Source organism: Ruegeria sp. R13_0, assembly GCF_017743995.1.
GTDB lineage: Bacteria > Pseudomonadota > Alphaproteobacteria > Rhodobacterales > Rhodobacteraceae > Ruegeria.
The window spans coordinates 316051-338757 of sequence record NZ_JAGHRB010000001.1 but is presented as its reverse complement, the minus strand read 5'-3'; the positions used below and the strand labels follow the sequence as shown (position 1 = coordinate 338757).

Sequence of the window (22707 nt, the reverse complement as noted above, 5' to 3'; positions counted from 1 at the left end):
GGCTTACAGAACCTGATCCAACACGCGCTTCAAACGCGCAATCGTGCCATCAACGTCATAGAGCTTATCAAGACCGAACAGACCCAACCGGAACGTGCTGAAACCGGCAGGCTCATCACATTGCAGAGGCACGCCAGCCGCGATCTGCATCCCCAAAGCGGCGAATTTCTTGCCGTTCTGAATCTCGGGATCGGCGGTATAGCTGACCACAACGCCCGGAGCGCCAAAGCCTTCAGCAGCGACCGAAACGATGCCCTTGTCCTTTAGCATCGCGCGCACGCCATTGCCTAAAGTCCATTGCGCCTCGCACAGTTTTTCAAAGCCGTAGTCCTGTGTCTCGGCCATCGTATCGCGGAATGCGCGCAGCGCGTCGGTTGGCATAGTCGCGTGATAGGCGTGACCGCCATCCTCATAGGCTTGCATGATTTGCCGCCACTTCTTGAGATCAATGGCAAAGCTGTCGGACTGAGTGTCCTGCAGCCGCGCCTCGGCCCGGTCCGAGAGCATGACCAGACCGGCACAAGGCGACGCGCTCCACCCTTTTTGCGGGGCCGAGATCAGCACGTCCACACCGGTTGCCTTCATGTCGACCCACACGCAGCCCGACGCAATGCAATCCAGAACCATCAGCGCGCCGACCTCATGCGCAGCTGCAGCCATGGCCGAGACATAGTCATCGGGAAGAATCACCCCGGCCGAGGTTTCCACATGCGGGGCAAACACCACATCCGGACGCTGTTCGCGGATCTTTGCAACCACATCGTCAATCGGTGCGGGTGTAAACGGCGACGGGCTGTCATTGCCGGTTTCACGCGCCTTCATCACAGTCACCGACCCAGTCAGCGCGCCGTTTTCGATAATCTGGCTCCAACGGTAGGAAAACCACCCGTTGCGCACCACCAAGACATTGGCATCACGGGCAAATTGACGGGCCACGGCCTCCATCCCATAGGTGCCACCACCGGGGATGATGGCAACGCCGTCCGCATTGTAGACCTGTTTCAGCATGCCCGAGATATCGCGCATCACCTGCTGAAAGCTTGCAGACATGTGATTCAGGGATCGGTCCGTGAACACAACCGAAAATTCTTCGAGGCCATTTGGGTCGATGGAATCCAGCAAGGCGGGCATTTTATGTCCTTTCGATCAATGTTGACGGCACCTTCAACACATTATCATTGCGGGTAAAGCGCATTTCCGACGAAAAGGTGACGCAAAGTCACCTTTGCTTTTTTAGTAAAAATTAACCCTCAAACGCACCAATATTTTAGTATTGACGCCAACTAGTGTCACATGCCCTTTACACTTCTGCGTGCTTCTGCCCAGATGCATACACTTTTAAAACGAAGGGAAATTAAAACCCGTGACTGCACATAAGCGGATCAGCTTTCAGAGTGTCCGAGATGAGGTAAAGCGCAGGATCGAAAGCCGAATTTGGCCTCAGGGATCATTGCTGCCTACCGAGACCCAACTGGCGGAAGAGTTCAATTGCGCCCGCGCGACCGTGAACCGCGCCCTGCGCGAACTGGCCGATCAGGGGGTCGTCGAACGCAAACGCAAAAGCGGAACCCGCGTCAAGAAAGAGCCCAGCAAACATGCCAAGCTGGAGTTTTCGCTGACCCGCCAGGTGGTTGAAAACCAGAACGCGACGTATCGTTACGCTCTGGTCGAGCGCAACGTTGTCACAAGCCCCGGCTGGCTGGCCTCGCAGCTGAGCGTCGCGCCAAATGCGCGTGTGCTGCACGTCATTTGCATGCACTACGCCGACAACAGGCCGTTTCAGCTGGAAGAGCGCTGGATCAACCTGGATACCGTCCCCGAAGTCGAAGAGGCCGACCTGAGCGACAATGGCCCACATGAATGGCTGCTGAATGCCGCACCGTTCACCGATGCCGAGGTCGCCTTTTGCGCCGTGTCCGCCGACAGCCGGTTGGCCGAGTTCATGGGCACCACCGCAGGCACATCGATGATTCAATTAGAGCGCACAACTTGGAAGGATGAAAAACCCCTGACCTTTGCGCGAATGACACATCATCCAGGCTTCTACATTCGCACCAAATACTGATCCGGTTCAGCCAATCGGTCCGGGCAAACGCTCTTCGCTGAGCAAGACATTCGCCTCGACATCGCCAGCACCGGGAAGGGTCATGATCCGTCGCCGCAGGACCCGTTCGAAATCCGACAAATCTCGTGCCACCACACGCAGACGGTAGTCGTATAGCCCCAGAACATGCTCGACCGTCTGTACCTCGGGGATGGCGCTGACGGCGCGCTCGAAATCCTCAAGGCTCACCTGCCCCTTGCGCGCCAGTTTGACTCCTAGGAAGACGGTGACGCCGAACCCCAAAGCCTCGGCATTCAGGCGTAGACGACGGCCCTTGATCACACCCGCCTCTTCCAGCCTTCGAATGCGCCGCCATGTGGCAGGCTGCGACAGGTCCAAGCGACGCCCGATCGCACCGGCACTTTGGGTTGCGTCCTGCACCAGAGCGCGCAGGATCTTGCGGTCGATTTCATCCAACTCGATCATACGGGCAGCACCTCGTCCCGTTTAAGGCGCGCGATGTGCATCAGGGCCTCGATGTCAGCGATATGCGGCAGGGTCAGAATGCGGTCCCGATAAACTACCTGATAGTGGGCCATGTCTCGCGCCAGCACCGACAGGCGCACATCCACGCGGCCAAGGAAGGTCTGAATTTCGATCACCTCGGCGACCTCGCGTGCGGCCGCGGTGAACTCGTCAAACGCCCGCGCCTGTGTCTTGTCCAGCGTGATCCGCAAAGAGACCTCAACCGCGTAGCCCAAAGCAGCCCAGTTGATCACGGCCTCTTGTCCTTCGATCACCCCTACCGCCTGCATCTTTTCGATCCGCCTCCAGCAAACGCCCGAACTGATACGGCACCGTTCGGCAAGTTCGGCCGTTGTCAGGCTTGGCTCCGCCTGAAAATGGCGCAATATCCGCCGATCAACATCATCAAGCATGATTTTTTCACGTTTCCACAATTCAGAGAATTATTCTTCATCTTTTTCGTAAATACTCAATCCCAACCCTATCGCCAATACCAAAGGCTCAGGCTAAAAGCACAGCAATCGAAACAGAAAGGACCAGCGAAATGCGCGTCTATTACGATCGCGATTGCGACATCAACCTGATCAAAGACAAAAAAGTGGCCATTCTGGGCTATGGCAGCCAAGGTCACGCGCACGCGCTGAACCTGCGCGACTCGGGTGCGAAGAACCTGGTCGTTGCCTTGCGCGAAGGGTCGCCCTCGGCCAAGAAAGCCGAAGGTGAAGGTCTGACGGTCATGGGTATCGCCGAAGCGGCAGCATGGTGCGATGTCATCATGTTCACCATGCCCGACGAACTGCAGGCTGAGACCTACAAGAAATACGTGCATGACAACATCAAGCCGGGCTCGGCTATTGCCTTCGCGCACGGCCTGAACGTCCACTTCGGCCTGATCGAGCCGAAAGAAGGCGTCGATGTCATCATGATGGCCCCTAAAGGCCCCGGCCACACCGTGCGTGGCGAATACACCAAAGGCGGCGGCGTGCCTTGCCTTGTTGCCGTCAACAACGACGCGACCGGCAAAGCACTGGAAATCGGTCTGTCCTACTGCTCGGCCATCGGTGGCGGCCGCTCGGGCATCATCGAAACCAACTTCCGTGAAGAATGCGAAACCGACCTGTTCGGCGAACAGGCCGTTCTGTGCGGTGGTCTGGTCGAGCTGATCCGCTGTGGCTTTGAAACTCTGGTCGAAGCGGGCTACGCGCCCGAGATGGCCTATTTCGAGTGTCTGCACGAAGTGAAGCTGATCGTTGACCTGATCTATGAAGGCGGCATCGCCGACATGGACTACTCGATCTCGAACACCGCCGAATACGGCCAGTACGTCACCGGCCCGCGTATCCTGAAGTACGACGAGACCAAAGCGCGTATGAAAGAGGTTCTGAACGACATCCAGCAGGGTAAATTCGTTCGTGACTTCATGCTGGAAAACGCTGTTGGCCAGCCGACCATCAAAGCGTCGCGCCGTGCCAATGACGAGCATATGATCGAGGAAACCGGTGCCAAACTGCGCGCCATGATGCCCTGGATCTCGGCAGGCAAAATGGTCGACAAAGAAAAGAACTAAGCCCGGCATCCGTCGGTGAAAGGGCGGCCCGTGTGGCCGCCCTTTTTCATTTGCACCCGCGCTAAACTCGCCCCATAAACGTCTGATCAAAAGCGATTTTCCCCCAACCCACAGGTTCTACTATGGTGTCCCAGCCCACAAATCAGGATTGGATAGGCGTCTTCTCGCTAGGCCTTATCTGGGGCGGTACATTCATGGTCGTGGCCATGGCGCTGGAGGGGTATGGCCCGATCACGGTTGCCACATCTCGCACCACGCTCGGCGCTTTGACGCTGCTTTTGCTGATGCGGATCACCGGACGTCGGTTTCCGACCCTCACCCCGGCACTTGGCGGCTCAATCATCCTGATCGGCCTGCTGTCCACGGCGATACCGTTCATACTGCTCAGTTGGGGGCAACAATTCGTGCCTTCGGCCTTTGCAGGCCTGTCGATGGCGGCCATCCCCTTGATGGTGTTGCCACTGGCGCATTTCTTCTCGGACGAACCGCTCAACCTGCGTCGATTTCTGGGGGTGTGCCTTGGGTTTTCCGGAGCATTGGTATTGATAGGTCCGGGGCTTTTGCAACTGGGCCAAGGAACCGAGCCACTTGCGCAGATGGCCTGTATCACAGCCGCCTTATGCTACGCGGTTTCCTCCATTCTGACGCGACGGTGCCCCCCGGTTGATCCGGTTGCACTGGCGGCCCTGACATTGCTGGTGGGAGCGGCGCTGCTGCTGCCGATCATGCTGATGACCGAGGGGTTGCCCGAATGGCAAGGCACCCGCCCTACTCTTGCGCTGATCGCACTGGGCCTGGTGCCGACAGCCTTGGCGAACCTCTTGCGTGTCTCGATCACGCGCAGCGCGGGGTCGGTATTTCTGACCCTCGTGAACTATCAGGTCCCCGTCTGGTCGATGGTTTTCGGAGCGTGGATTCTATCCGAGGCCCTGCCCCTGCGATTCTACATCGCACTGACCCTGATCCTGACGGGCATGGCTATCAGCCAGTGGTTCAGCCTGCGCAAAGCCCTGATCGGGCGCTAGGACGCCGCTGCCTCGACCTCGGCCACGATGCCATCAACCACCTGCGTCAACAGGGCAGCATCCTCGCATTCAGCCATGACACGGATCAGAGGCTCGGTCCCTGACTTGCGGATCAGCAGACGACCCTGCCCGTTCAGGCGCGCTTCGGCATCGGCAATCGCGGCTTGAACACTGGCGACCTCAAGCGGCAGTTGACCCTGCTGGTAGCGTACGTTTTTCAACAGCTGAGGGACCGTTTCAAACTGCTGCGCAAGCTCCGAGGCTTTGCGTCCGCTCAGAACCATCTCCGACAGGAAATGCAGCCCAGCCATCAGGCCGTCGCCAGTCGTCGCGTAGTCGCTCATGACGATATGGCCGGATTGTTCGCCGCCAAGGTTGAAGCCACCCTGGCGCATCCGTTCCACGACATAGCGATCGCCAACTGCCGTCCGCTCCAGCCGCAGGCCCTGCCCTTGCAGATGGCGCTCCAACCCGAGGTTAGACATGACCGTCGCCACCAAGGCACCACCACGCAGTTGCTCGGCCCGAGCCCAAGCCCCGGCCAACAGGGCCATCAGTTGATCGCCATCAGCAACCTTACCGTTTTCGTCAATCACGACGACCCGATCCGCATCTCCATCGAGGCAGATACCAACATCCGCGCCATGCGAGACAACGGTTTCCGCAGCCACGCGCGGCTTGGTCGAACCACATTCGAGATTGATATTCTTACCGTTGGGCGACACGCCCATCGGGATTACTTCGGCACCAAGCTCCCACAGGACCTCGGGCGCCGTGCGGTGGGCGGCACCATTGGCGCAGTCGATCACCACTTTCAAACCATCCAGACGCACATCGCGCGGAAGCGAGGATTTGACCCGCTCGCCATAACGGAATCGCGCATCATCAACCCGGCGGGCCCGCCCGATATTCTGGGCCTGAGCGGGGCTGACGCCCTCTTCGATCAAACGCTCAATCTCAAGCTCGGCCTGATCCGAGAGTTTATAGCCATCAGGCCCAAAGAACTTGATGCCGTTATCTTCCGCCGGATTGTGGCTGGCCGAGATCATAACTCCCAGATCCGCGCGCATGGATTGGGTCATCAGACCCACCGCAGGGGTCGGAACCGGTCCCAGCAGCAAAACGTTCATACCGGTCGAGGTCAAACCCGCCGTTAGCGCGTTTTCCAGCATGTAGCCAGACAGGCGCGTGTCCTTGCCGATGACCACGCGGTGAACGCCAGACGTGTCGCGGCGAAAATAGCGCCCGACCGCCGCACCTATGCGCAAGGCCATGTCTGCTGTCATCGGATGCGTATTGGCTGTGCCTCGCACACCATCAGTTCCGAACAGCTTGCGCATAGTTGACTCTCCGTAAAATCTGCCTGTGACCGGATTAACGGACGGCAGCCCATAGGCGCAAGGCCTGAGCTGTCTCGGCCACGTCATGGACCCGAATGATCTGCACGCCCTGGGACAATCCGTCCAGAGCAACCGCGATTGACCCCGGCGCGCGCGCGGTTTTTCGCGGCTCCTGCCCGATGGAGCCGATAAAGCCCTTGCGCGAGACGCCCAGTAGAATCGGGCAACCCAGCCCGTGGAACAGGCTTAAGTTGCGCAGGAGGACCAGATTGTGGTCCTCGGTCTTGCCGAAACCAATGCCGGGATCGACGATGATCAGATCCCGGTTCAAGCCCAACGCCTCAAGCCGTTCGATCTGGCCTGCTAGAAAATCATAGACGTCCAGCACCACGTTTTCATAGACCGGATTGTCCTGCATTGTCGCGGGATCGCCCTGCATATGCATGACACAGACCGGCGCGCCCAGCCCTGCGCAGAACGGCGCAAGCTCCGGGTCGAAGGTGAAGCCCGAGACATCATTGACCAGCCCCGCCCCGGCCTCGCAGGCCGCTTTCGCTACAGCGGTCTTGCGTGTGTCGATTGAGATCAGGGCGTTGGTCTCAGCCCGGATCGCTTCGATCACCGGGCGGGTCCGGGTGATCTCTTCGTCTGCGGGCACAAAATCTGCTCCGGGACGCGTGGATTCTCCGCCGATATCCAGAATCGTGGCACCGCGCGAGACCATCTCAAGGGCCCCTGCCCGCGCGGCCTCGACCGAACTGTGGATGCCACCGTCCGAGAAGCTGTCAGGCGTTGTGTTCAGGATGCCCATGATATGTGGACGCGCTATATCCAAACCGGACAGCGCCGCGCGCGGGCGGCTGAGGCGCTGTAGCACATCCGCGGGGATATCCGCTGCAGCTACGACCTGAGACGCTCCATCGCGCGAAAGCGCTTCGGCATGGGTGAACCACAGCGACTGCCCGGCCAAAGGCACGGCTCCATCCGGACGAGCAGTACCGTGCTGTACCAACGGTCGGTAGTAGCGGCTCACAATTGTGCCTGATCAATGGCCACGGCGCGCAGGGGCGTTTTCGGCTCTTTCGGCAATGCGCCTCCGATCACCATCATCTCGCTGGCCTCAAAGGTGGCGGCAAACCATGCCGCCAGCGCAACTGCGTCGGATGGCGCGGCAGAGGGGCCATCAACGGCATCCAGAACGATCTTTGACGGGGCCCAAACGCAAATCTGGCCGTTCTTCATCGCCCAATCCAGTTCGGTCCGGGTCGAAACGACCACGCAGCGATGATCGCGCGCGGCCAGAACCCACGCGTTCTGTTCGATCGACAAAAGGTCGATTCGGCGCTGGGTCATGGCGTGACCCGTCTGCGGTACTGGAAGGTCCGAGGCCCCAACACACAGGATCAAGGGACGCTGACGGTTTTCCAACTGATCGATCCAGCCGGTCAGGTTATCCGAGGCCATCGCCTCATTCGATAGATAAACAAGACGTGGATGCGGGCGTTCCTCTTCGACGACGTCGTGGTGCACGGCGTCCTTGCCGCGCACGATCTCGACCCCGAGCGCACCGGGGCCGCGATCCAGCTTTTCGATCCGAACAAAAACGCGAACTGCTTGCGGCTCCAGCAGGATACGTTCGGCCACGCGTTCGGCCAGTGTTTCCAACAGGTTCAGACGCTCGGCCGCCAGTTCATAGGCAATCGCCTCGGTCACGCGGTCATAGGACAGGATACGATCCACGTCGTCGTCGATATCCGAGGTCAGCGGGCGCACCTCGACCACGATATTGAAGCAGATACGCTGGGTCGTGCCGCGTTCTGCCTGAAAGGCACCGATCTCAACCTCGACAGTATGATCACGGAGCGAGATGCGATCCAAAGGCCCTCTGGGCGAAGTCGCCTCGGACCGTTCAGAGGGGTGCGCAAAAGCGAGGCGGATTTCAGAACTCATGGAGCAGGCCTTCTTGGGCTCGGTGAAACTTTCGCCCAATCTAGGCGTTTCGAGGGCCTATAGCATTCATACAAACGCCATTCCAACCGCTGATTTCGACGCTTTTTCTGCGTGCAATGGTATACGCTGCGCCTTGAATTCAAGACGCAGCGCCAGACCTGCCTCAGTTGCTCGCAGTGCGGTAATTGTGACGGTAGAAGATGTGAACACCAATCTGCGCCGTCTGTTTATAGACCCGCGCCCAGGACGGGCGGACCGCAGTGGTGTGATAGTGGGTCGCCCCTTCAGTCAGCTCTTTGGCAACACCATCCATCGCCGCGCGGGCGACTTTCGAGACACGCTCAAATGCTTTCTTCTCGTGGATCACTTCCTTGCGGCCATCACATGTATAGGTGAACTGGCACTGGTACTTTTTACCGGTCCCCTGACGGATCACACCGCAAAGGCTATCGGGAAAGCGGCTGCTTTTGACCCGGTTCAGGATGACCTCGGCCACGGCGAACTGGCCGCGCACGCTTTCACCACGGGCTTCAAAATACAGCGCCTCGGACAGGCATTTCCAGCCTTCATCCCCGGTCGCTTTTGGCTGTTGATCCAGCCAGTCCTTGGAATAGGACACTTTGATCGGTTCAGCCACTTTGCGCGGCTGGAACAATTTCAGATAGTCCCGAAAGCTCTGACCCGGCAACTCATTGCGGGCAACCAGTTCTTTCTTGGCGGTATCCGTGGCTTCCCTCTCAGAATAGGACGCACTCGGCAGCACGGTTGCTGCCAATGTGGCAACAGCCATTATGTAACGTAGCATCAGATAACCTCGCACAGGCACTTCACGCGCCAAACCCTCCCCCGGCGGGCGCGACGAGGCATTTAGCGCAGTCTTGCGCAAAGGTCCAGATCAGAGGCAAATACAAGTGGAAAATCGCTCGTAGGGAAAAACAATTCCGCCACAAGTTCGCTTATTGACCACTAATCATGGGGTTTCAGGCTGCTGTCAACCCCCAAGTCTGGACGAAATCGCCAGTTGAGCGGCAGCCAGCCGAGCGACCGGTACCCGGAACGGAGAACAGGACACGTAGTCAAAACCCAGATCGCGACAAATAGCGATTGATTCGGGGTTTCCGCCGTGTTCGCCGCAGACCGAAAGGGTCACATCGGGCTGTGCCGCGCGCCCCCTTTCAGACCCGAGCTTGAGCAATTCGCCAACCCCGTCCGCGTCCAGAACATGGAACGGGTCCTCGGTAAACACGCCCTGCCGAACATAGGCCGACATGAAACGCCCCGCGTCATCGCGTGACAGACCATAAGTCATCTGAGTCAAGTCATTGGTTCCGAAGCTTAAGAAAGCGGTGTTTGGTGCAATCTCTTCAGCGCGCAGGCAAGCACGTGGTGTTTCGACCATCACGCCGAGGCGGTATTCAAACTCTTGCCCCTTTTCCGCTGCGACAGCGGCCGCCACCGAGTCGATGCGGGACTTTACCAACTCGACCTCTCGCTTGGCCGAAACCAGAGGGATCATCACCTCGGGCACGACCGGCGCGCCGTTCTTGCGGGCCTCAAGCGTGGCTTCAAAAATCGCGCGAGCCTGCATGTCGTAGATTTCCGGGACCGTAACGCCCAGGCGAACGCCGCGCAGACCCAGCATCGGGTTGTATTCGGTCATTGCGGAGACGCGACGCTCCACATCCGAAACAGGCAGATCCAGTGCTTCGGCCAATTCGCGTTGGCCGCCGCGGGTGGTGGGCAGGAATTCGTGCAGCGGCGGGTCAAACAGGCGAATACAGACCGGTTGCCCCTCCATGATACGGAAAAGCTGCACAAAGTCGTCGCGCTGCATGGGCAGCAAACGCTCCAACACGGCCGCTCGACCGGATGAGGTCTGGGCAAAGATCATCTCGCGCATCACGATCAGGCGACCGGGGTCAAAGAACATATGCTCGGTCCGGCATAGGCCGATGCCCTGCGCCTGAAAATTCCGCGCGGTTTGCGCATCCGCAGGGGTATCGGCATTGGCGCGGATTTCGATGTCCCGCTCGGCATCCGCCCAGCCCATAAGAGTCTGGAAACAGTCGTCCAGCGCGGCCTCGAGCATCTCGGGCTGCCCCGCCAGAACCTGCCCCGAGCTTCCGTCGATCGTCAGAATGTCACCGGTCTTGAACACCCGTCCATCCGGGGTTGTCAGCATTTTCTTCTTGGTCTGGAACCGCATCTCGGACGCGCCGACGATACAGGGCAGACCCAAACCCCGCCCGATCACGGCGGCATGGCTGGTCATCCCGCCCTTTTCGGTCAGAACGGCAACGGCGGCATGCATACCCCGCACATCCTCGGGCGAGGTTTCACGGCGCACCAGTACACAGGCCTCACCCCGCGCGGCGCTGGCTTGCGCCTCGGCGGCCGTAAACACGATCTTGCCGGTCGATGCCCCCGGACTTGCGCCGATTGCGGTGGTCAGCACATCTCGCTCTGCTTCAGGATGGACCTGCCGGTGCAGCAGTTCGTTCAATGCATGAGGGTCCACGCGCATCACCGCCTCTTGCGGCGGGATGATACCGTCTTCAGCCAACCGCACCGCAATTCGCATCGCCGCGCGCGAGGTCCGCTGAACGCGCACACCGTCCAGAATATGCACATTGCCGTTCTGGATCACGAATTCGACCTGCATTTCCTCGCGCAGCTTCTCGCGCATCAAAGCGGCCTGAGCCTTCAGATCGGCAAAAGCACTGGGCGCCACTTCTTCCAGAGACGGCCCTCGCGGGTCTTTCTCAAGATACAGCGCCGAGACGTCTTCACCCAACGCATCCCGCCCCTGGCTCTGGCTCAGGTACCGTCCGGTGATCTGAGGCATACCGGTTGTCGGATCCACCAGTTGTAACACACCCGAGCCGCATTCGCCCTGCCCGACGCCCGGGATCATCTCTTGGATGACAAGCCCCAGCCCCGCATCGGCCGGAGCGCCCTTGGCCTGACGCAACAGGCGCGCTGAGGTGCCATCCCACGCCCGCGCCATCGAGCGCAGAACGCCAATCAGCTGCTCACCACGATCCTCGGGGAAAACCTCATCGGTCTCATCCTCATAGGCGTGCAGAGTGCGCTTGAGACCTACGACACCATCCTCGTCGATCTCGTCAAACACATCCGCATCCAGACGCGCCACATGGATCGCATAGCTTTGCACAAAGCGCAGATACATGGCTGCGGCAGGCTCATCACCCATCGAGTTCGACAGCTCGGCAAACCGCGCTTCGTTCATTCCGATATTCAGAACCGCGCCGGGGCCGCCCCAATCGGGGTCCTCGGAACTGGGGCGCACACACAACAAGGCCGTCGGCTCGAATTGCTCAAGGATTGCGGCCAGATCGGGGATTTGTCCCTCGGCGATGCGCTGCACTGCGTCAAACGACAACGCGACCGTGCGCGGCACCGGCATCTCCAACCGGACCAGACGTTGCAGGCACTTTGCCCGCCCCCCATGGGTGTGCGGGGCAACGGGTGCGGTGGGTGTGATGAGCGTGGTATGCGGATTATTCTGCACTGCGGCACCTTTTGGTTTCACCGCAGCATAGGCCCCTGCGCCGGTCACGCAAGGGTGATCTGGGCACGCAAATCCGCGCGCCCGGAGCTTTAGCCTTCGATCTTTGTCAGATCGGCAACGCTGGAACAGACCGAGCGGATCTGGCTGAGCAGGTTCAGACGGTTGCGACGCAGGATGTCATTGTCAGTGTTAACCTGCACATCCTCAAAGAACGCATCCACCGGCCCGCGCAGCGCGGCCATGGCCGCCATCGCAGTCGGGAAATCTTCGGCCTTGAGCGCCGGATCAATCTGCGCCTGCGCCGCATCAAGCGCCGCGAACAGAGCCTTTTCGCTGTCGGTCTCGGCGAATTTCACATCCGCTCCGTAGGAGTATTCGACCCCGTCCTTCTCTTCGGCCTGCGTCAGGATGTTGTTGGCGCGCTTGAACCCCTGCACGAGGTTTTCCCCATCCTCGGTCGCGATCACCGCGTTCAGTGCGCGAGCGCGTTTGACCAGCAGGTTGAGGTCGTCATTCCCCTCCATCGCTATACAGGCGTCGATGATGTCGTGGCGGATGCCCTCGTCGCGGAGGAAGACTTTGAGGCGGTCGTGGAAGAACTCCAATAACTCAGGAGCAGGTCTTACCACGTCGCGACCGCCTATCTTGGCAAGGACGAGCCCGGCACCGAGCACATTAACGCCACCAGAGAGGCTTGCTTCTTGCTTTTTCCTTTCGGCATGTTGCTCCGAATGGCGTTCGATTTGTATTGAAGCAAAATCTAACAAGCTAACCCGAATATCATTCTCCAAAGTCAACCGAATAACCCCCAACGCAGCACGTCGCAGCGCGAACGGGTCTTTCGAGCCGGTCGGTTTCTCATCAATGACCCAGAACCCGGTCAGCGTATCCAGCTTGTCGGCCAAAGCCACGGCCACCGAAACCGGCGCGGTGGGCACATCGTCGGACGGGCCAAGGGGCGAATAATGCTCTTCACTCGCTTGCCCCACCTCGGGCGGCAACTCGGCGGCCTCGGCATAGTAGCGGCCCATGAGGCCTTGCAGCTCAGGGAATTCGAACACCATCTCGGAGGACAGATCGGCCTTGCAGGCCTGTGCGGCCATCATCGCCAAGGCCGGAGTCGCCCCGACCGCCGGGGCCAGTTCATGCGCGAGGGCGGCGATACGTTCCACCCGTTCGCCCTGAGAGCCAAGCTTGGCGTGGAAAGTCACCGTGTTCAGACGCTCGACCCACGGCTCGAACCCGTCGGATTTGACGATGCGCAGGTCATTCTCCCAAAAGAACTTCGCATCCGCCAGACGGGCCGAGAGGACCTTCTGGTTCCCCGCCAGAATGGTCGCGCCATTGTCAGCGGTTTCGCGGTTGGCGACGGTGATGAAACGCTCGATCCGGCCGGTTTTGGGGTTCTTCACGGAAAAGAACTTCTGATGCTCTTTCATAGAGGTCTGCAGCACCTCGGGCGGCAGTTCCAGAAACTCCTCGTCGATCTGCCCCATCAGCACCACGGGCCATTCAACCAGACCAGCGACCTCGGCCAGCAAGCCTTTGTCATCGACAACTTCCAGACCGGCGGCAAAGGCCATGTTCTGGGCATCGTTCCAGATATGTTCGGCGCGTTCCTCGGGCGACAGGACCACAAAGGCACGTTTCAGCTTGGCGGCATAATCCTCGAACGAGGTGACGGCAAAGCGGTTCGGGGCCATGAACCGGTGGCCCTCGGTCGTGTCGCCAGAGGTGATGCCTTCGACCTCAAGCGGAACGACTTGCGCGCCGGCCTCATCGGTCAGAATGCACAGGATCGAGTGCAGAGGCCGCACCCACCGCATCGGGCCGGAACCCCAGCGCATCGACTTGGGCCATGGGAAGTTGCGGATCGTGGCCTCAAGCACTTCGGCCACGATCGCAGCCGCCGGGCGTCCGGGCTTTTCGATCTGGGCGAAATAGACCGCGCCTTTGGGGGTGTCGCGTTCCTCTAGCTGGTCGCGGGTCAGACCAGCGCCGCGCAGGAAGCCTTCGATGGCTTTGTCCGGCGCGCCGACCTTGGGACCTTTGCGTTCCTCGCGGATCGTGGGGCTCTCGGCCAGCAGGCCTTCGACCGCCAAGGTCAGACGGCGCGGCGTCGTCAGGGCGGCGGCGGAGGCATAGGTCAAACCGGCCTCGACCAAACCATCGGTGATCCGCTTTTTCAGGTCCTCAACCGCGCGGGTCTGCATACGCGCGGGGATCTCCTCGGAAAACAATTCGATCAGCAGGTCGGGCATTTTCGGTCCTTAGAAATTTACGATCGTCTGGATGACGATGGCATTGGCGATATCCACAAAGAATGCGGATACAAGGGGCAGCACGATAAAGGCAATAGGCGATGGACCATATCGCTTGGTTACCGCCGTCATATTCGCGATAGCGGTGGGGGTTGCGCCCAAGGCGAAGCCTCCGAACCCCGCAGCCAGCACCGCGGCCCGATAGTTTGAACCCATAACGGGGAACAAAATCCAGATGACAAACACAACGGTCAGCAGGGTTTGCGCGGTCATGATGACAACGATGGCCATCCCGAGTTCGGCGATGGTCCACAGTTGCAAGCTCATGAGAGACATTGCCAGGAACGCGCCCAGAGAGAACTCGGATATCAGCGCCAATGAGGGCGTCCGCGCAACAGGAGGGGCTTTGGGAAACAGCGCGGCCCGCAGGTTGGCAATGACGATCCCCATGATCAGGCAGGGCACGAACAATGGCAGCTTCAACCCGGCGGCTGCAATCACCTGATGCAGAAAGTAACCCGCAACAATCGCGACGTTGAGATACAACATCACCCGCATGATGGTCAGATGATCCACTTTCGCGGCGGCTTCGCTTGGCTTGTCGGGCAAACCAACCGTGTGTTCTTCTTCCGGCCGTTCAGGGGTGAGGTCTTTTCCCTCAACCAGGAACCGTGCAATGGGTCCCCCGACCAAAGCTGCCAGCACCAGACCCAGCGTCGCCACAGCGACGCCCAGTTCGGTCGCACCAACCAGTCCGGTGACTTCGCCAACTTCCGGAGCCCAGGCAATCGCCGTGCCGTGCCCACCGATCAAAGCGGCGGATCCGAACAGAACCCCGGCCTGCGCAGGGTAGCCAAAGACCACAGCCCCGGCCGCACCTACCCCATTTTGCAGAACGATCGTGACGAGGGTCAAAACCAACAACAGAAATAAAGGCTTGCCACCTGCTATCAGATCAGACAACCGCGCATTCAGCCCGATCCCTGCGAAGAACACCACCAGCAGGAAATCACGCGCGGCCAGGCCAAAACTCATCTCGATGCCGAAAACCAGGTACAGCATCAGCAAGAACACCGAGGCAAGCAGGCCCCCGGTCACCGGTTCGGGGATGTTGAACTGGCGCAGAACCGCCACCCTTGCGTTGATCTCGGCGCCGATGAGGTACACCGCAAATCCCATTGTCGCTGTTAGAAAATCGGGAATTTGCAGCATTTCCTCGATCACTGATCTGTCTCCTCCGGCCTCGGCGGACATTCCTCGCCAACGACAGTGCCGTCATAGGCTTTCTCACCACAATTGTTCAGTGCATGCCAGACATAGCCCTTTCCGTCCAGCGTGATGGCAACTATGCGGTCGACCCCGTAGTGGATATTCTTCGCGCTCATGAAGGCCTGCGCCTGCCCCGTCTTCAACGCTTCGGCCACGGCGACTGCATCATAGCAATCGAACCAACCCGGAGCGGTCAGGGGCTCGGCATTCTCGACCGGTATGAAGCCGGACAGCTGTTCCTTAGAGATATCCGTGTTGAAACAAGCCCGATACCGGATCGGAGAGCTATCGGCATCAATTGCCTGAAACGAAGAATAGGCAATTGGCTGCGGAGCCTCACCGCCCACGGGCAAGAGGGCGACGTCCTGTCCGGGCTTGGGTTCGACCTCATAGTAAAAGCCGTAGACTTGCAGGTAATACATGCCCGCCCCGGCAAGCACGGCCGAAAGCCCCAGAATGATCGCAAGCAATTTTCCCGTCATTGTCTTAGGCTGCCTCTTTCAAGTTCCTGAAAAATCGGACAGGTTTCGGGTGGAAACTGGAAACCACAAGGGTGTTTTCATGGAATCGACCCTCGCTGTTGGGTTCTTTGGTGCGCTGTTTGCGATCATGAACCCGATAACCAACCTGCCTGTGTTCCTGAGTGTTACGCAGGACCTGCCCCCTGCGGATCAACGCAAAGTCGCAGTTAAAACGGCGCTCTACTGCCTGGTCTTGGGCGGCGCGTTCGCGGCCATTGGCAGTCAGACGCTGAGCCTGTTCGGAATCAGCGTGGACCATCTGCGCGTCGCCGGAGGCTTGGTTGTGCTGATGATCGGCCTGAATATGCTGAACGGCAACGAAAGCACCTCGCATCACGGGACGGACGGCGAAAAAGAGGCCTATCCTGCGCCCGACACGGTCGCGTTCTACCCGCTGGCCTTTCCCATTCTGGTTGGTCCGGGCACGATCACGACCCTGATCCTGTACGCGCATCACGTCAACAAACCACTTGAAGCTGTTGTTTTTGCGGGTGTATTCCTGACAGTCGTTGCCTTGCTTCTGCTCACCTTCTGGAATGCCCCTTGGCTGTCCAAACGTCTTTCGAGCAACGCGCGCGTCATCATGAGCCGCTTCATGGGCATGATCCTGTCGGCCATCGCTATCGGCATGATTTCTGACGGCCTCAAGGCATTGCTGCCCGGATTGGCCTGAACGCTGCATCAGGCCTCGTACCCGGCGGCCTTGGTCAGGACAAACGCATCCGCACACTGCTTGGCCAGCGCCCGGACACGGCCTATATACGCCTGGCGTTCGGTTACCGAGATCACCCCGCGCGCGTCCAGCAGGTTGAATATGTGGCTGGCCTTAATGCACTGATCATAGGCCGGGTGCGCCATCACGATGCGCTTGCCTGACTTAGGATCATCATGCTCTTGCGCCAGAATGGTGGCGCATTCAGCCTCGGCCTCTTCGAAATGACGAAGCAGAACCTCAGTATTCGCCACATCAAAATTCCAACGGGCGTATTCCTCTTCGGTCTGCTTGAAGATATCACCGTATGTCAGCGGGCTTGGGGACTGAGGGTCGTTGAACGGCATGTCCATCACGTGGTCAATGCCCAGCACATACATCGCCAGACGCTCCAGACCATAAGTCAGCTCGCCGGAGACCGGCGCGCAGTCATGACCACCGACCTGCTGGAAATAGGTGAACTGACTGACTTCCATACCGTCGCACCAGACCTCCCACCCTAGGCCCCACGCGCCGAGGGTCGGGCTTTCCCAGTCGTCCTCGACAAAACGGATGTCGTGCAGCTCCATGTCGATGCCGATGGCCTCGAGGCTGCCCAGATACAGCTCTTGCAGGTTTGGCGGGCTGGGTTTGATCAGAACCTGATACTGATAGTAGTGCTGCAAACGGTTCGGGTTCTCACCATAGCGCCCATCGGTCGGACGGCGCGAGGGTTGGACATAAGCCGCGGCCCAAGCTTTGGACCCAAGAGCCCGCAAGGTGGTCGCCGGGTGGAACGTGCCAGCGCCCACCTCCATGTCATAAGGCTGCAGAATCGCACAGCCTTTCGAGGCCCAATAGGTCTGAAGCCGCAGGATGATCTCCTGAAAAGAACGAGGTGCGCTGGACTGATCGGTCATGACATTCCCTTTGGGCGCGCCTGCGCCCGGTTCCGATGGGTTTGGCCCTTCCTATGCAAGGGGCCGAGGGGCGTCAACGGGCCAATAGGTCCCTGCTGTATCTGCGCTGCCACACCGCAAATTCCCCGCATTCTCGCCATGGCTTTCGCCACCCGAAATCGGGTATTCTGAGCAAAAGCATCAAAACTGCATAAACGGGCAGAAAATGACACGAGTATTTACGGCAATTTTATTGTTTCTTTTGGTCGGCCTGCGCGCCGCAACCGCCCAGCAAGATCAGGGCGTCTGGGTTCAAGTCGAAGCGCAGCCATCCCTGCGTGAGGCGCAGGATCGTGCGCAGGTTTATGCCCGCGCGCTTCCCGACGTGAACGGCTTTCGCCTGGGCAGCGGTTGGTACGCCATTGTGATCGGCCCCTATCTGCGCAGCGACGCAGAACAGGTGCTGCGGGTTTACCGCGCCGAAGGACAAATTCCTCGCGACAGTTTCATCACCTTCTCAAGTTCCCTAGGCCAGCAGTACTGGCCGATCGGGGCGAATGTGTTGAACCGGGGCACCATTGCCCCGCCGGTAGAACCCGAACAACCCACTATTGACACGCTGTCAGGCGCAACCCCGCAGCCTTCGGATGAAACCCGTGCCCAGGCGCTTCAATCTGAGCGTTTGCTGACGTCGCAGGAACGCAAGGACCTGCAGACAGCCCTTCAGGCCGCGGGGTTCTATAACTCGACCATAGACGGAGCCTTCGGCCAAGGCACGCGCCGTTCCATGGCCGACTGGCAAAGCTTCAACGGATATGAGGCGACCGGCGTTCTGACCACTGTCCAACGCGCCGCATTGATTGAGGACTATAACGCGCCGCTAATCAGCGTCGGAATGGCACGATACACTGACGAGCAGGCCGGGATCACAGTTGGTCTGCCGCTGGAGGCCATCGCCTTTGATCGCTATGAGGCCCCTTTTGCGCATTTCCAAAGCACCTCTGACCTGAACGCACAGGCGCTGCTGATCAGTCAGGAGGGCGGCAAATCCACCCTGCGCGCGCTCTATGAGGTGATGCAGTCGCTGGAAATCGTGCCGCTGGACGGCCCGCGAGAGCTGCGCGGTGATCGCTTTACTCTGGAAGGGCGCGGCAAAGGCATCGTCTCTTACACCGAAGCGGCGCTGAAAGATGGCAAGATCAAAGGCTTCACGCTGGTCTGGCCCGAGGGTGATGAGGCTCGCCGCGCCCGTGTTCTGGCTGCGATGAAGGCCAGCTTTGCCACCACCGACGCGGTTCTGGATTCCAGCGCAGGCGCAGATGCTGAGCAGCGCGTCGATCTGGTCTCGGGTCTTCAGGTTCGCAAACCGCGCCTGTCCCGTTCAGGCTTCTTTGCGGATGCGTCCGGCACTGTCCTGACCGTATCCGAGGCCGCCGACAGCTGCAGCCGTGTGACGCTGGATGGCGATCAGGAGCTTCAAGTGGCCTGGACGGATGCCGATCTGGGCGTGTCTGTCCTGCGCCCGCGCAAGTCTTTGGCACCGATCAACGTGGCCGAGTTCCGCTCAGACCAGCCGCGTATTCAATCAGAGGTCGCGGTCTCAGGTTTCTCTTACGAAGGGGCTTTGGGGGCACCGACGCTGACCTTCGGCCAGATCGCGGACGTGCGCGGCCTGAACGGTGAATCCGTTGTAAAGCGCCTCGCTCTGGCTGCCCAACCGGGCGATGCCGGTGGTCCGGTCTTTGACGACAGCGGCAGCGTTGTCGGCATGCTTCTGCCCACCCCGTCCGAGGGTCGCACCCTGCCCGGCTCGGTCAGTCTGGCGGTTTCGACCCAAGGGCTGAATGATGTCCTGACGCAAGCGGGCATCTCGGGCCAAGCGGCGCAAGAGACGACCGAAATCTCACCCAATGAACTGAGCCGCCGCGCCAATGGGATGACTGTTCTGGTGCATTGCTGGGACTAACAATGCCCCAAAACTGAAAAAACCGCTGCGCATCTGCGCGGCGGCTTTCTCGTTTCTTGACTACAGAATGTCCGGCGTCACATAGATCAATGTCGGCCCCGAGGCCTGAAACGCGGCTTTGACCGCCTCCTGCATCTCATCCAGAGTTTTGGGCGCACTGGACAGCGCCCCGAACGCCTCGGCCAGTTTGCAGAAATCAGGATTACGCGCTACAACGGCGTTAGGTGCAATCTGACTGCGGACCATGCTGTCCTCTATCTCTTTCAGCTTGCCGTTGTCCCAGAGGATAATCGGCAACGGCAGGCCAAGCTCCACCGCCACGCCCAGTTCTTGCATCGTGTACTGGAACCCATAGTCCCCTGCGATCACCGCCGTTGGCCGCCCGCGCCGCGCCACTGCCCCACCGATGCCAGCGGGCAGAGCATAGCCCAAAGTGCCAAAGCCGGTCGGATGGTGCCAATGGTGGGGATAGGCCATGTCCCAGACCTCTTTCGCGGCATAGGCGAATTGGGTCATATCCGAATAGATCATGGTGTCGGCGGGCATCGCGGCGCGCAGCGCGTCTGCGACCGGAACGATACCTGGGCGCTCTGCATCAACCTCGGCCCGCCAGCGGGTGCGGGTCTCGGCAACTTCCTCAGCGTTCCAGCCTGCCGCAGGTTTGGCGCTTTCTGTAACGGCCCACAGAGCGCGGGCAAAGCTGGCGCTATCGGCCTGAATTTTGACAGCGGCGCGATGGCGGTCTGACAGCACCTCGGTGTCCAGATCGACGCGGACCAGATGCGCCGAATGACCAAGCTCTTCCCGCCAGAGATCAACCTCACCCAGCTCGGCCCCAACGGCGATCACCAGATCGGCTGAGGCGATCACCTCGGCGCTGCCGGGCCGAGGCAGCATCGCCCCGAAATCCAGCGGATAGTTCACACCGACCATTCCCCGCCCTGCGTAAGTCGTGAAACAGGCCGCACCCAGTTGGGTCAGGATTTGCCGCCATTCGTTCGATTTGCAGCCACCACCCAGAATGAACAAAGGCCGTTTGGAGATGTTCAGCAAGGACACAACCGGCGCAACATCCGGTGCAAACACCTTGGGGCGCAAGGCCGGTTGGTTCGGGAATGGCGCGGGATCGGCATCGCCCTCAAGCTGAGCAATCGGCACCTGTATGTGCTTTGGCCGCGGGCGCGAGAGTTCGAATTCCTCAAACGCGCGCTCGACCAGACCGTAGGCAGACCGAGCGGTGTTCGCTTGCGCCGACCAATCCGCAACCGTGCCCGCCGCCCCTTGCTGGTCCTTCATCTGATGCAACTGACCGCGCTGCGCCTGCGTCTCATCAAGACAGGATGACAGCACCAGCATCGGGACCGAGTCGCTATAGGCCTGCCCCATCGGCGTCATGATGTTGCACAGCCCGGGACCGGTGATGACATAGGCAACGCCCGGCTTACCTGTCGCCCGCGCGTAGCCATCGGCCATGAACCCGGCGCCCTGCTCGTGCCGAGCCAACACGTGTGTGATCCCGGCCTCTTCAATGCCGCGATACATTTCTTGGTTGTGGACGCCTGGAATGCCGAAAATCACATCCACGCCGCGATCCCTCAGCATATGGGAGATTTGCGCGCCAAGGGGTCTTTTCATCAGTCTCTCCAGAATTGGACGGTAAAGATTGCGTAGACGGCCAGCAACTCGAGCCGGCCGACCAGCATGCCTGCGGTCAACAACCATTTTGCGGTGTCGTTTAGACCGGCAAAATTACCCGCCGGGCCAATTTGGTTCCCTAGGCCCGGTCCGACATTGGCCAGCGCTGTCGCGGCACCTGAAACGGATGTGATGAAGTCCAGCCCGGTCAGCGCCAGCGCCCAGGACAAAATCCCCATCGACAGGACGAAGAACATGAAAAAGCTCATGACCGAGGTCAGAACGTCCCGGCTGACGGGCCTCCCGTCATAAAGCGGTACGAACACCCCATGCGGTGATCGAATGCGCCGGATCTGCGTTTTGATCGATGCAAACAGAAGCTGATAGCGGAACACCTTGATCGAACAGGCGGTCGATCCGGCGCAGCCTCCGATCAGACCGATCAGGAAGAACAGCATGATCGGGAAGCTGCCCCAGAGCATGTAGTCGACACTCGCATAGCCAGTGCCTGAGATGATTGAGGTGATGTTGAACAACGACTCGCGCAGGGCACTTTCCCAATGGTGCGGGAAGACCGAAGTCAGGAACACCGACATCACCACGACCAGTACCAGAATGGTTGCCAGAAAGGCGCGGATCTGACTGTCCCGCCATAGCGACGAGGTGTTGCCATTGGCCAGTTGCACATAGCGCACGAACGGCAATGCCGCGAGGATCATGAAGACCGAGGCCGCGTATTCCGCCGGGCCGCTGAAGGTTCCAAATGAGCTGTCGTAGTTCGAAAATCCGCCCGTTGCGATGGTCGTCATGGCGTGGACCGTCGCGTCAAAGAACCCCATCCCGACGGCCGCATAGACAAGGCCGCAGGCTAGCGTCAGAAACACATAGATTAATGAGATCTGGCCCGCGATCTCCTGTGCGCGGGGAAGGATTTTCCCCATGGTTTCAAACCCTTCCGAGCGGAAGATTTGCATACCACCGACCCGCAGCTCAGGCAGGAAAACCATAGCGACAACGATGATCCCGATGCCGCCCAGCCATTGCAGGATTCCTCGCCACAGCAGCAGGCCCTGCGGCAGGTCATCCAGACCCGAAATCACGGTCGATCCGGTGGTGGTCAGGCCTGACATCGCCTCAAAATAGGCGTCGACAAAGCGCAGCTCGGTCTCGCCAAACAGAAACGGAATTGCTCCGAACACCGGCAGCGCCACCCAGACACCCGAGGTCAGCAAAAAGGTCTGGCGGATGGTCAGACCTTCGCCCACGCCATTGGCGCAGCTCAGCGCAAGGACAACGCCGGTCAGTACGGTGATGATCGCGCTTTCAAGAAAGACATGCCACTCGCCTCGCCCCTCGATCATGTCGGCAAGCATAGGCAGCAGCATGGTCGCCCCCAGAATGGCGACCAGCATGCCAATCACATATCCGACCGGGCGAAGATCCATCATGACGCGCAGCGTTGGCGCGCCAGCCCGACCGTGT

At 59.8% G+C, this 22707-nt stretch carries 19 protein-coding genes; 5 read left to right on the top strand and 14 right to left on the bottom strand.

Annotated features, from left to right (window positions below):
- Nucleotides 1-3: 3 nt before the first annotated feature.
- Nucleotides 4-1131: an aminotransferase class V-fold PLP-dependent enzyme gene (locus J7394_RS01650; RefSeq protein ID WP_209250484.1), complete on the bottom strand. Its 1128-nt coding sequence runs from the start codon at nt 1129-1131 to the stop codon at nt 4-6.
- Between the two features lie 232 nt (nt 1132-1363).
- Here J7394_RS01650 and J7394_RS01645 point away from each other — a divergent pair, with 232 nt between their 5' ends.
- Nucleotides 1364-2065 (top strand): GntR family transcriptional regulator, encoded by a 702-nt coding sequence (locus J7394_RS01645; protein WP_209250483.1) that lies wholly within the window; start codon nt 1364-1366, stop codon nt 2063-2065.
- A 6-nt stretch (nt 2066-2071) separates the two neighbouring features.
- Here the strand turns inward: J7394_RS01645 and J7394_RS01640 are convergent, their stop codons facing one another.
- Nucleotides 2072-2530, bottom strand: coding sequence for an Lrp/AsnC family transcriptional regulator (locus tag J7394_RS01640; RefSeq protein WP_209250482.1), 459 nt, complete (start codon nt 2528-2530; stop codon nt 2072-2074).
- Nucleotides 2527-2982: an Lrp/AsnC family transcriptional regulator gene (locus J7394_RS01635; RefSeq protein ID WP_209250481.1), complete on the bottom strand. Its 456-nt coding sequence runs from the start codon at nt 2980-2982 to the stop codon at nt 2527-2529. The genes J7394_RS01640 and J7394_RS01635 overlap by 4 nt, the downstream gene beginning before the upstream one ends.
- A 131-nt stretch (nt 2983-3113) precedes the next feature.
- Between J7394_RS01635 and ilvC the strand changes: the two genes are divergently transcribed.
- Both ilvC and J7394_RS01625 read left to right on the top strand, forming a co-directional pair.
- Entirely contained in the window at nt 3114-4136 is a 1023-nt protein-coding gene (gene ilvC, locus J7394_RS01630; protein ID WP_209250480.1) for a ketol-acid reductoisomerase, read from the top strand.
- 122 nt (nt 4137-4258) lie between these two features.
- Nucleotides 4259-5161: a DMT family transporter gene (locus J7394_RS01625; protein WP_209250478.1), complete on the top strand. Its 903-nt coding sequence runs from the start codon at nt 4259-4261 to the stop codon at nt 5159-5161.
- Here the strand turns inward: J7394_RS01625 and glmM are convergent.
- The 8 genes from glmM to J7394_RS01585 all read right to left on the bottom strand — a co-directional run bounded on the left by glmM (nt 5158) and on the right by J7394_RS01585 (nt 15995).
- Nucleotides 5158-6501, bottom strand: coding sequence for a phosphoglucosamine mutase (gene glmM / locus J7394_RS01620; protein WP_209250476.1), 1344 nt, complete (start codon nt 6499-6501; stop codon nt 5158-5160). The genes J7394_RS01625 and glmM overlap by 4 nt on opposite strands.
- Before the next feature lie 34 nt (nt 6502-6535).
- On the bottom strand, nt 6536-7534 hold the full coding sequence (gene folP, locus J7394_RS01615) for a dihydropteroate synthase (RefSeq protein WP_209250474.1): 999 nt from the start codon (nt 7532-7534) through the stop codon (nt 6536-6538).
- Nucleotides 7531-8451 carry a dihydroneopterin aldolase gene (locus J7394_RS01610; RefSeq protein WP_170470064.1) on the bottom strand — a complete coding sequence of 307 codons (921 nt, stop codon included), beginning with the start codon at nt 8449-8451 and terminating at the stop codon, nt 7531-7533. The genes folP and J7394_RS01610 overlap by 4 nt, the downstream gene beginning before the upstream one ends.
- Before the next feature lie 163 nt (nt 8452-8614).
- Nucleotides 8615-9256 (bottom strand): cell wall hydrolase, encoded by a 642-nt coding sequence (locus tag J7394_RS01605; RefSeq protein ID WP_209250472.1) that lies wholly within the window; start codon nt 9254-9256, stop codon nt 8615-8617.
- 186 nt (nt 9257-9442) lie between these two features.
- The gene (locus tag J7394_RS01600; RefSeq protein ID WP_209250713.1) at nt 9443-12004 is read right to left on the bottom strand and encodes a putative PEP-binding protein; all 2562 of its coding nucleotides are present in this window, start codon (nt 12002-12004) and stop codon (nt 9443-9445) included.
- A 68-nt stretch (nt 12005-12072) separates the two neighbouring features.
- Complete coding sequence (gene glyS, locus J7394_RS01595) at nt 12073-14244, bottom strand: glycine--tRNA ligase subunit beta (RefSeq protein ID WP_209250470.1); 2172 nt, start codon at nt 14242-14244, stop codon at nt 12073-12075.
- Between the two features lie 9 nt (nt 14245-14253).
- Entirely contained in the window at nt 14254-15456 is a 1203-nt protein-coding gene (gene gltS / locus J7394_RS01590; RefSeq protein ID WP_371811916.1) for a sodium/glutamate symporter, read from the bottom strand.
- Between the two features lie 8 nt (nt 15457-15464).
- Nucleotides 15465-15995, bottom strand: coding sequence for a DUF6446 family protein (locus J7394_RS01585; protein WP_209250469.1), 531 nt, complete (start codon nt 15993-15995; stop codon nt 15465-15467).
- 79 nt (nt 15996-16074) lie between these two features.
- On the opposite strand from J7394_RS01585, the gene J7394_RS01580 reads away from it, so the two are divergent.
- Nucleotides 16075-16707: a MarC family protein gene (locus J7394_RS01580; RefSeq protein ID WP_209250468.1), complete on the top strand. Its 633-nt coding sequence runs from the start codon at nt 16075-16077 to the stop codon at nt 16705-16707.
- An 8-nt stretch (nt 16708-16715) separates the two neighbouring features.
- On the opposite strand, the gene J7394_RS01575 is transcribed toward J7394_RS01580, so the two are convergent.
- Nucleotides 16716-17645 (bottom strand): glycine--tRNA ligase subunit alpha, encoded by a 930-nt coding sequence (locus J7394_RS01575; protein ID WP_209250467.1) that lies wholly within the window; start codon nt 17643-17645, stop codon nt 16716-16718.
- 205 nt (nt 17646-17850) lie between these two features.
- On the opposite strand from J7394_RS01575, the gene J7394_RS01570 reads away from it, so the two are divergent.
- Nucleotides 17851-19590, top strand: coding sequence for a serine protease (locus J7394_RS01570; protein ID WP_209250466.1), 1740 nt, complete (start codon nt 17851-17853; stop codon nt 19588-19590).
- Between the two features lie 60 nt (nt 19591-19650).
- Here the strand turns inward: J7394_RS01570 and J7394_RS01565 are convergent, their stop codons facing one another.
- The gene (locus tag J7394_RS01565; protein ID WP_209250465.1) at nt 19651-21225 is read right to left on the bottom strand and encodes a 5-guanidino-2-oxopentanoate decarboxylase; all 1575 of its coding nucleotides are present in this window, start codon (nt 21223-21225) and stop codon (nt 19651-19653) included.
- Nucleotides 21225-22673, bottom strand: coding sequence for a TrkH family potassium uptake protein (locus tag J7394_RS01560; protein ID WP_209250463.1), 1449 nt, complete (start codon nt 22671-22673; stop codon nt 21225-21227). Before J7394_RS01560 ends, J7394_RS01565 begins: the two co-directional genes overlap by 1 nt.
- Between the last annotated feature and the right edge of the window lie 34 nt (nt 22674-22707).

Bases quoted from the DNA above. Each gene is read 5' to 3' on its own strand.
- J7394_RS01575 (WP_209250467.1), bottom strand. From the start codon at position 17,645: ATGACCGATCAGTCCAGCGCACCTCGTTCTTTTCAGGAGATCATCCTG.
- J7394_RS01570 (WP_209250466.1), top strand. From the start codon at position 17,851: ATGACACGAGTATTTACGGCAATTTTATTGTTTCTTTTGGTCGGCCTG.
- J7394_RS01585 (WP_209250469.1), bottom strand. From the start codon at position 15,995: ATGACGGGAAAATTGCTTGCGATCATTCTGGGGCTTTCGGCCGTGCTT.
- J7394_RS01640 (WP_209250482.1), bottom strand. From the start codon at position 2,530: ATGATCGAGTTGGATGAAATCGACCGCAAGATCCTGCGCGCTCTGGTG.
- J7394_RS01625 (WP_209250478.1), top strand. From the start codon at position 4,259: ATGGTGTCCCAGCCCACAAATCAGGATTGGATAGGCGTCTTCTCGCTA.
- glyS (WP_209250470.1), bottom strand. From the start codon at position 14,244: ATGCCCGACCTGCTGATCGAATTGTTTTCCGAGGAGATCCCCGCGCGT.
- J7394_RS01605 (WP_209250472.1), bottom strand. From the start codon at position 9,256: ATGCTACGTTACATAATGGCTGTTGCCACATTGGCAGCAACCGTGCTG.
- glmM (WP_209250476.1), bottom strand. From the start codon at position 6,501: ATGCGCAAGCTGTTCGGAACTGATGGTGTGCGAGGCACAGCCAATACG.
- J7394_RS01635 (WP_209250481.1), bottom strand. From the start codon at position 2,982: ATGCTTGATGATGTTGATCGGCGGATATTGCGCCATTTTCAGGCGGAG.
- J7394_RS01580 (WP_209250468.1), top strand. From the start codon at position 16,075: ATGGAATCGACCCTCGCTGTTGGGTTCTTTGGTGCGCTGTTTGCGATC.
- gltS (WP_371811916.1), bottom strand. From the start codon at position 15,456: ATGCTGCAAATTCCCGATTTTCTAACAGCGACAATGGGATTTGCGGTG.
- J7394_RS01565 (WP_209250465.1), bottom strand. From the start codon at position 21,225: ATGAAAAGACCCCTTGGCGCGCAAATCTCCCATATGCTGAGGGATCGC.
- J7394_RS01610 (WP_170470064.1), bottom strand. From the start codon at position 8,451: ATGAGTTCTGAAATCCGCCTCGCTTTTGCGCACCCCTCTGAACGGTCC.
- J7394_RS01650 (WP_209250484.1), bottom strand. From the start codon at position 1,131: ATGCCCGCCTTGCTGGATTCCATCGACCCAAATGGCCTCGAAGAATTT.
- ilvC (WP_209250480.1), top strand. From the start codon at position 3,114: ATGCGCGTCTATTACGATCGCGATTGCGACATCAACCTGATCAAAGAC.
- J7394_RS01560 (WP_209250463.1), bottom strand. From the start codon at position 22,673: ATGATGGATCTTCGCCCGGTCGGATATGTGATTGGCATGCTGGTCGCC.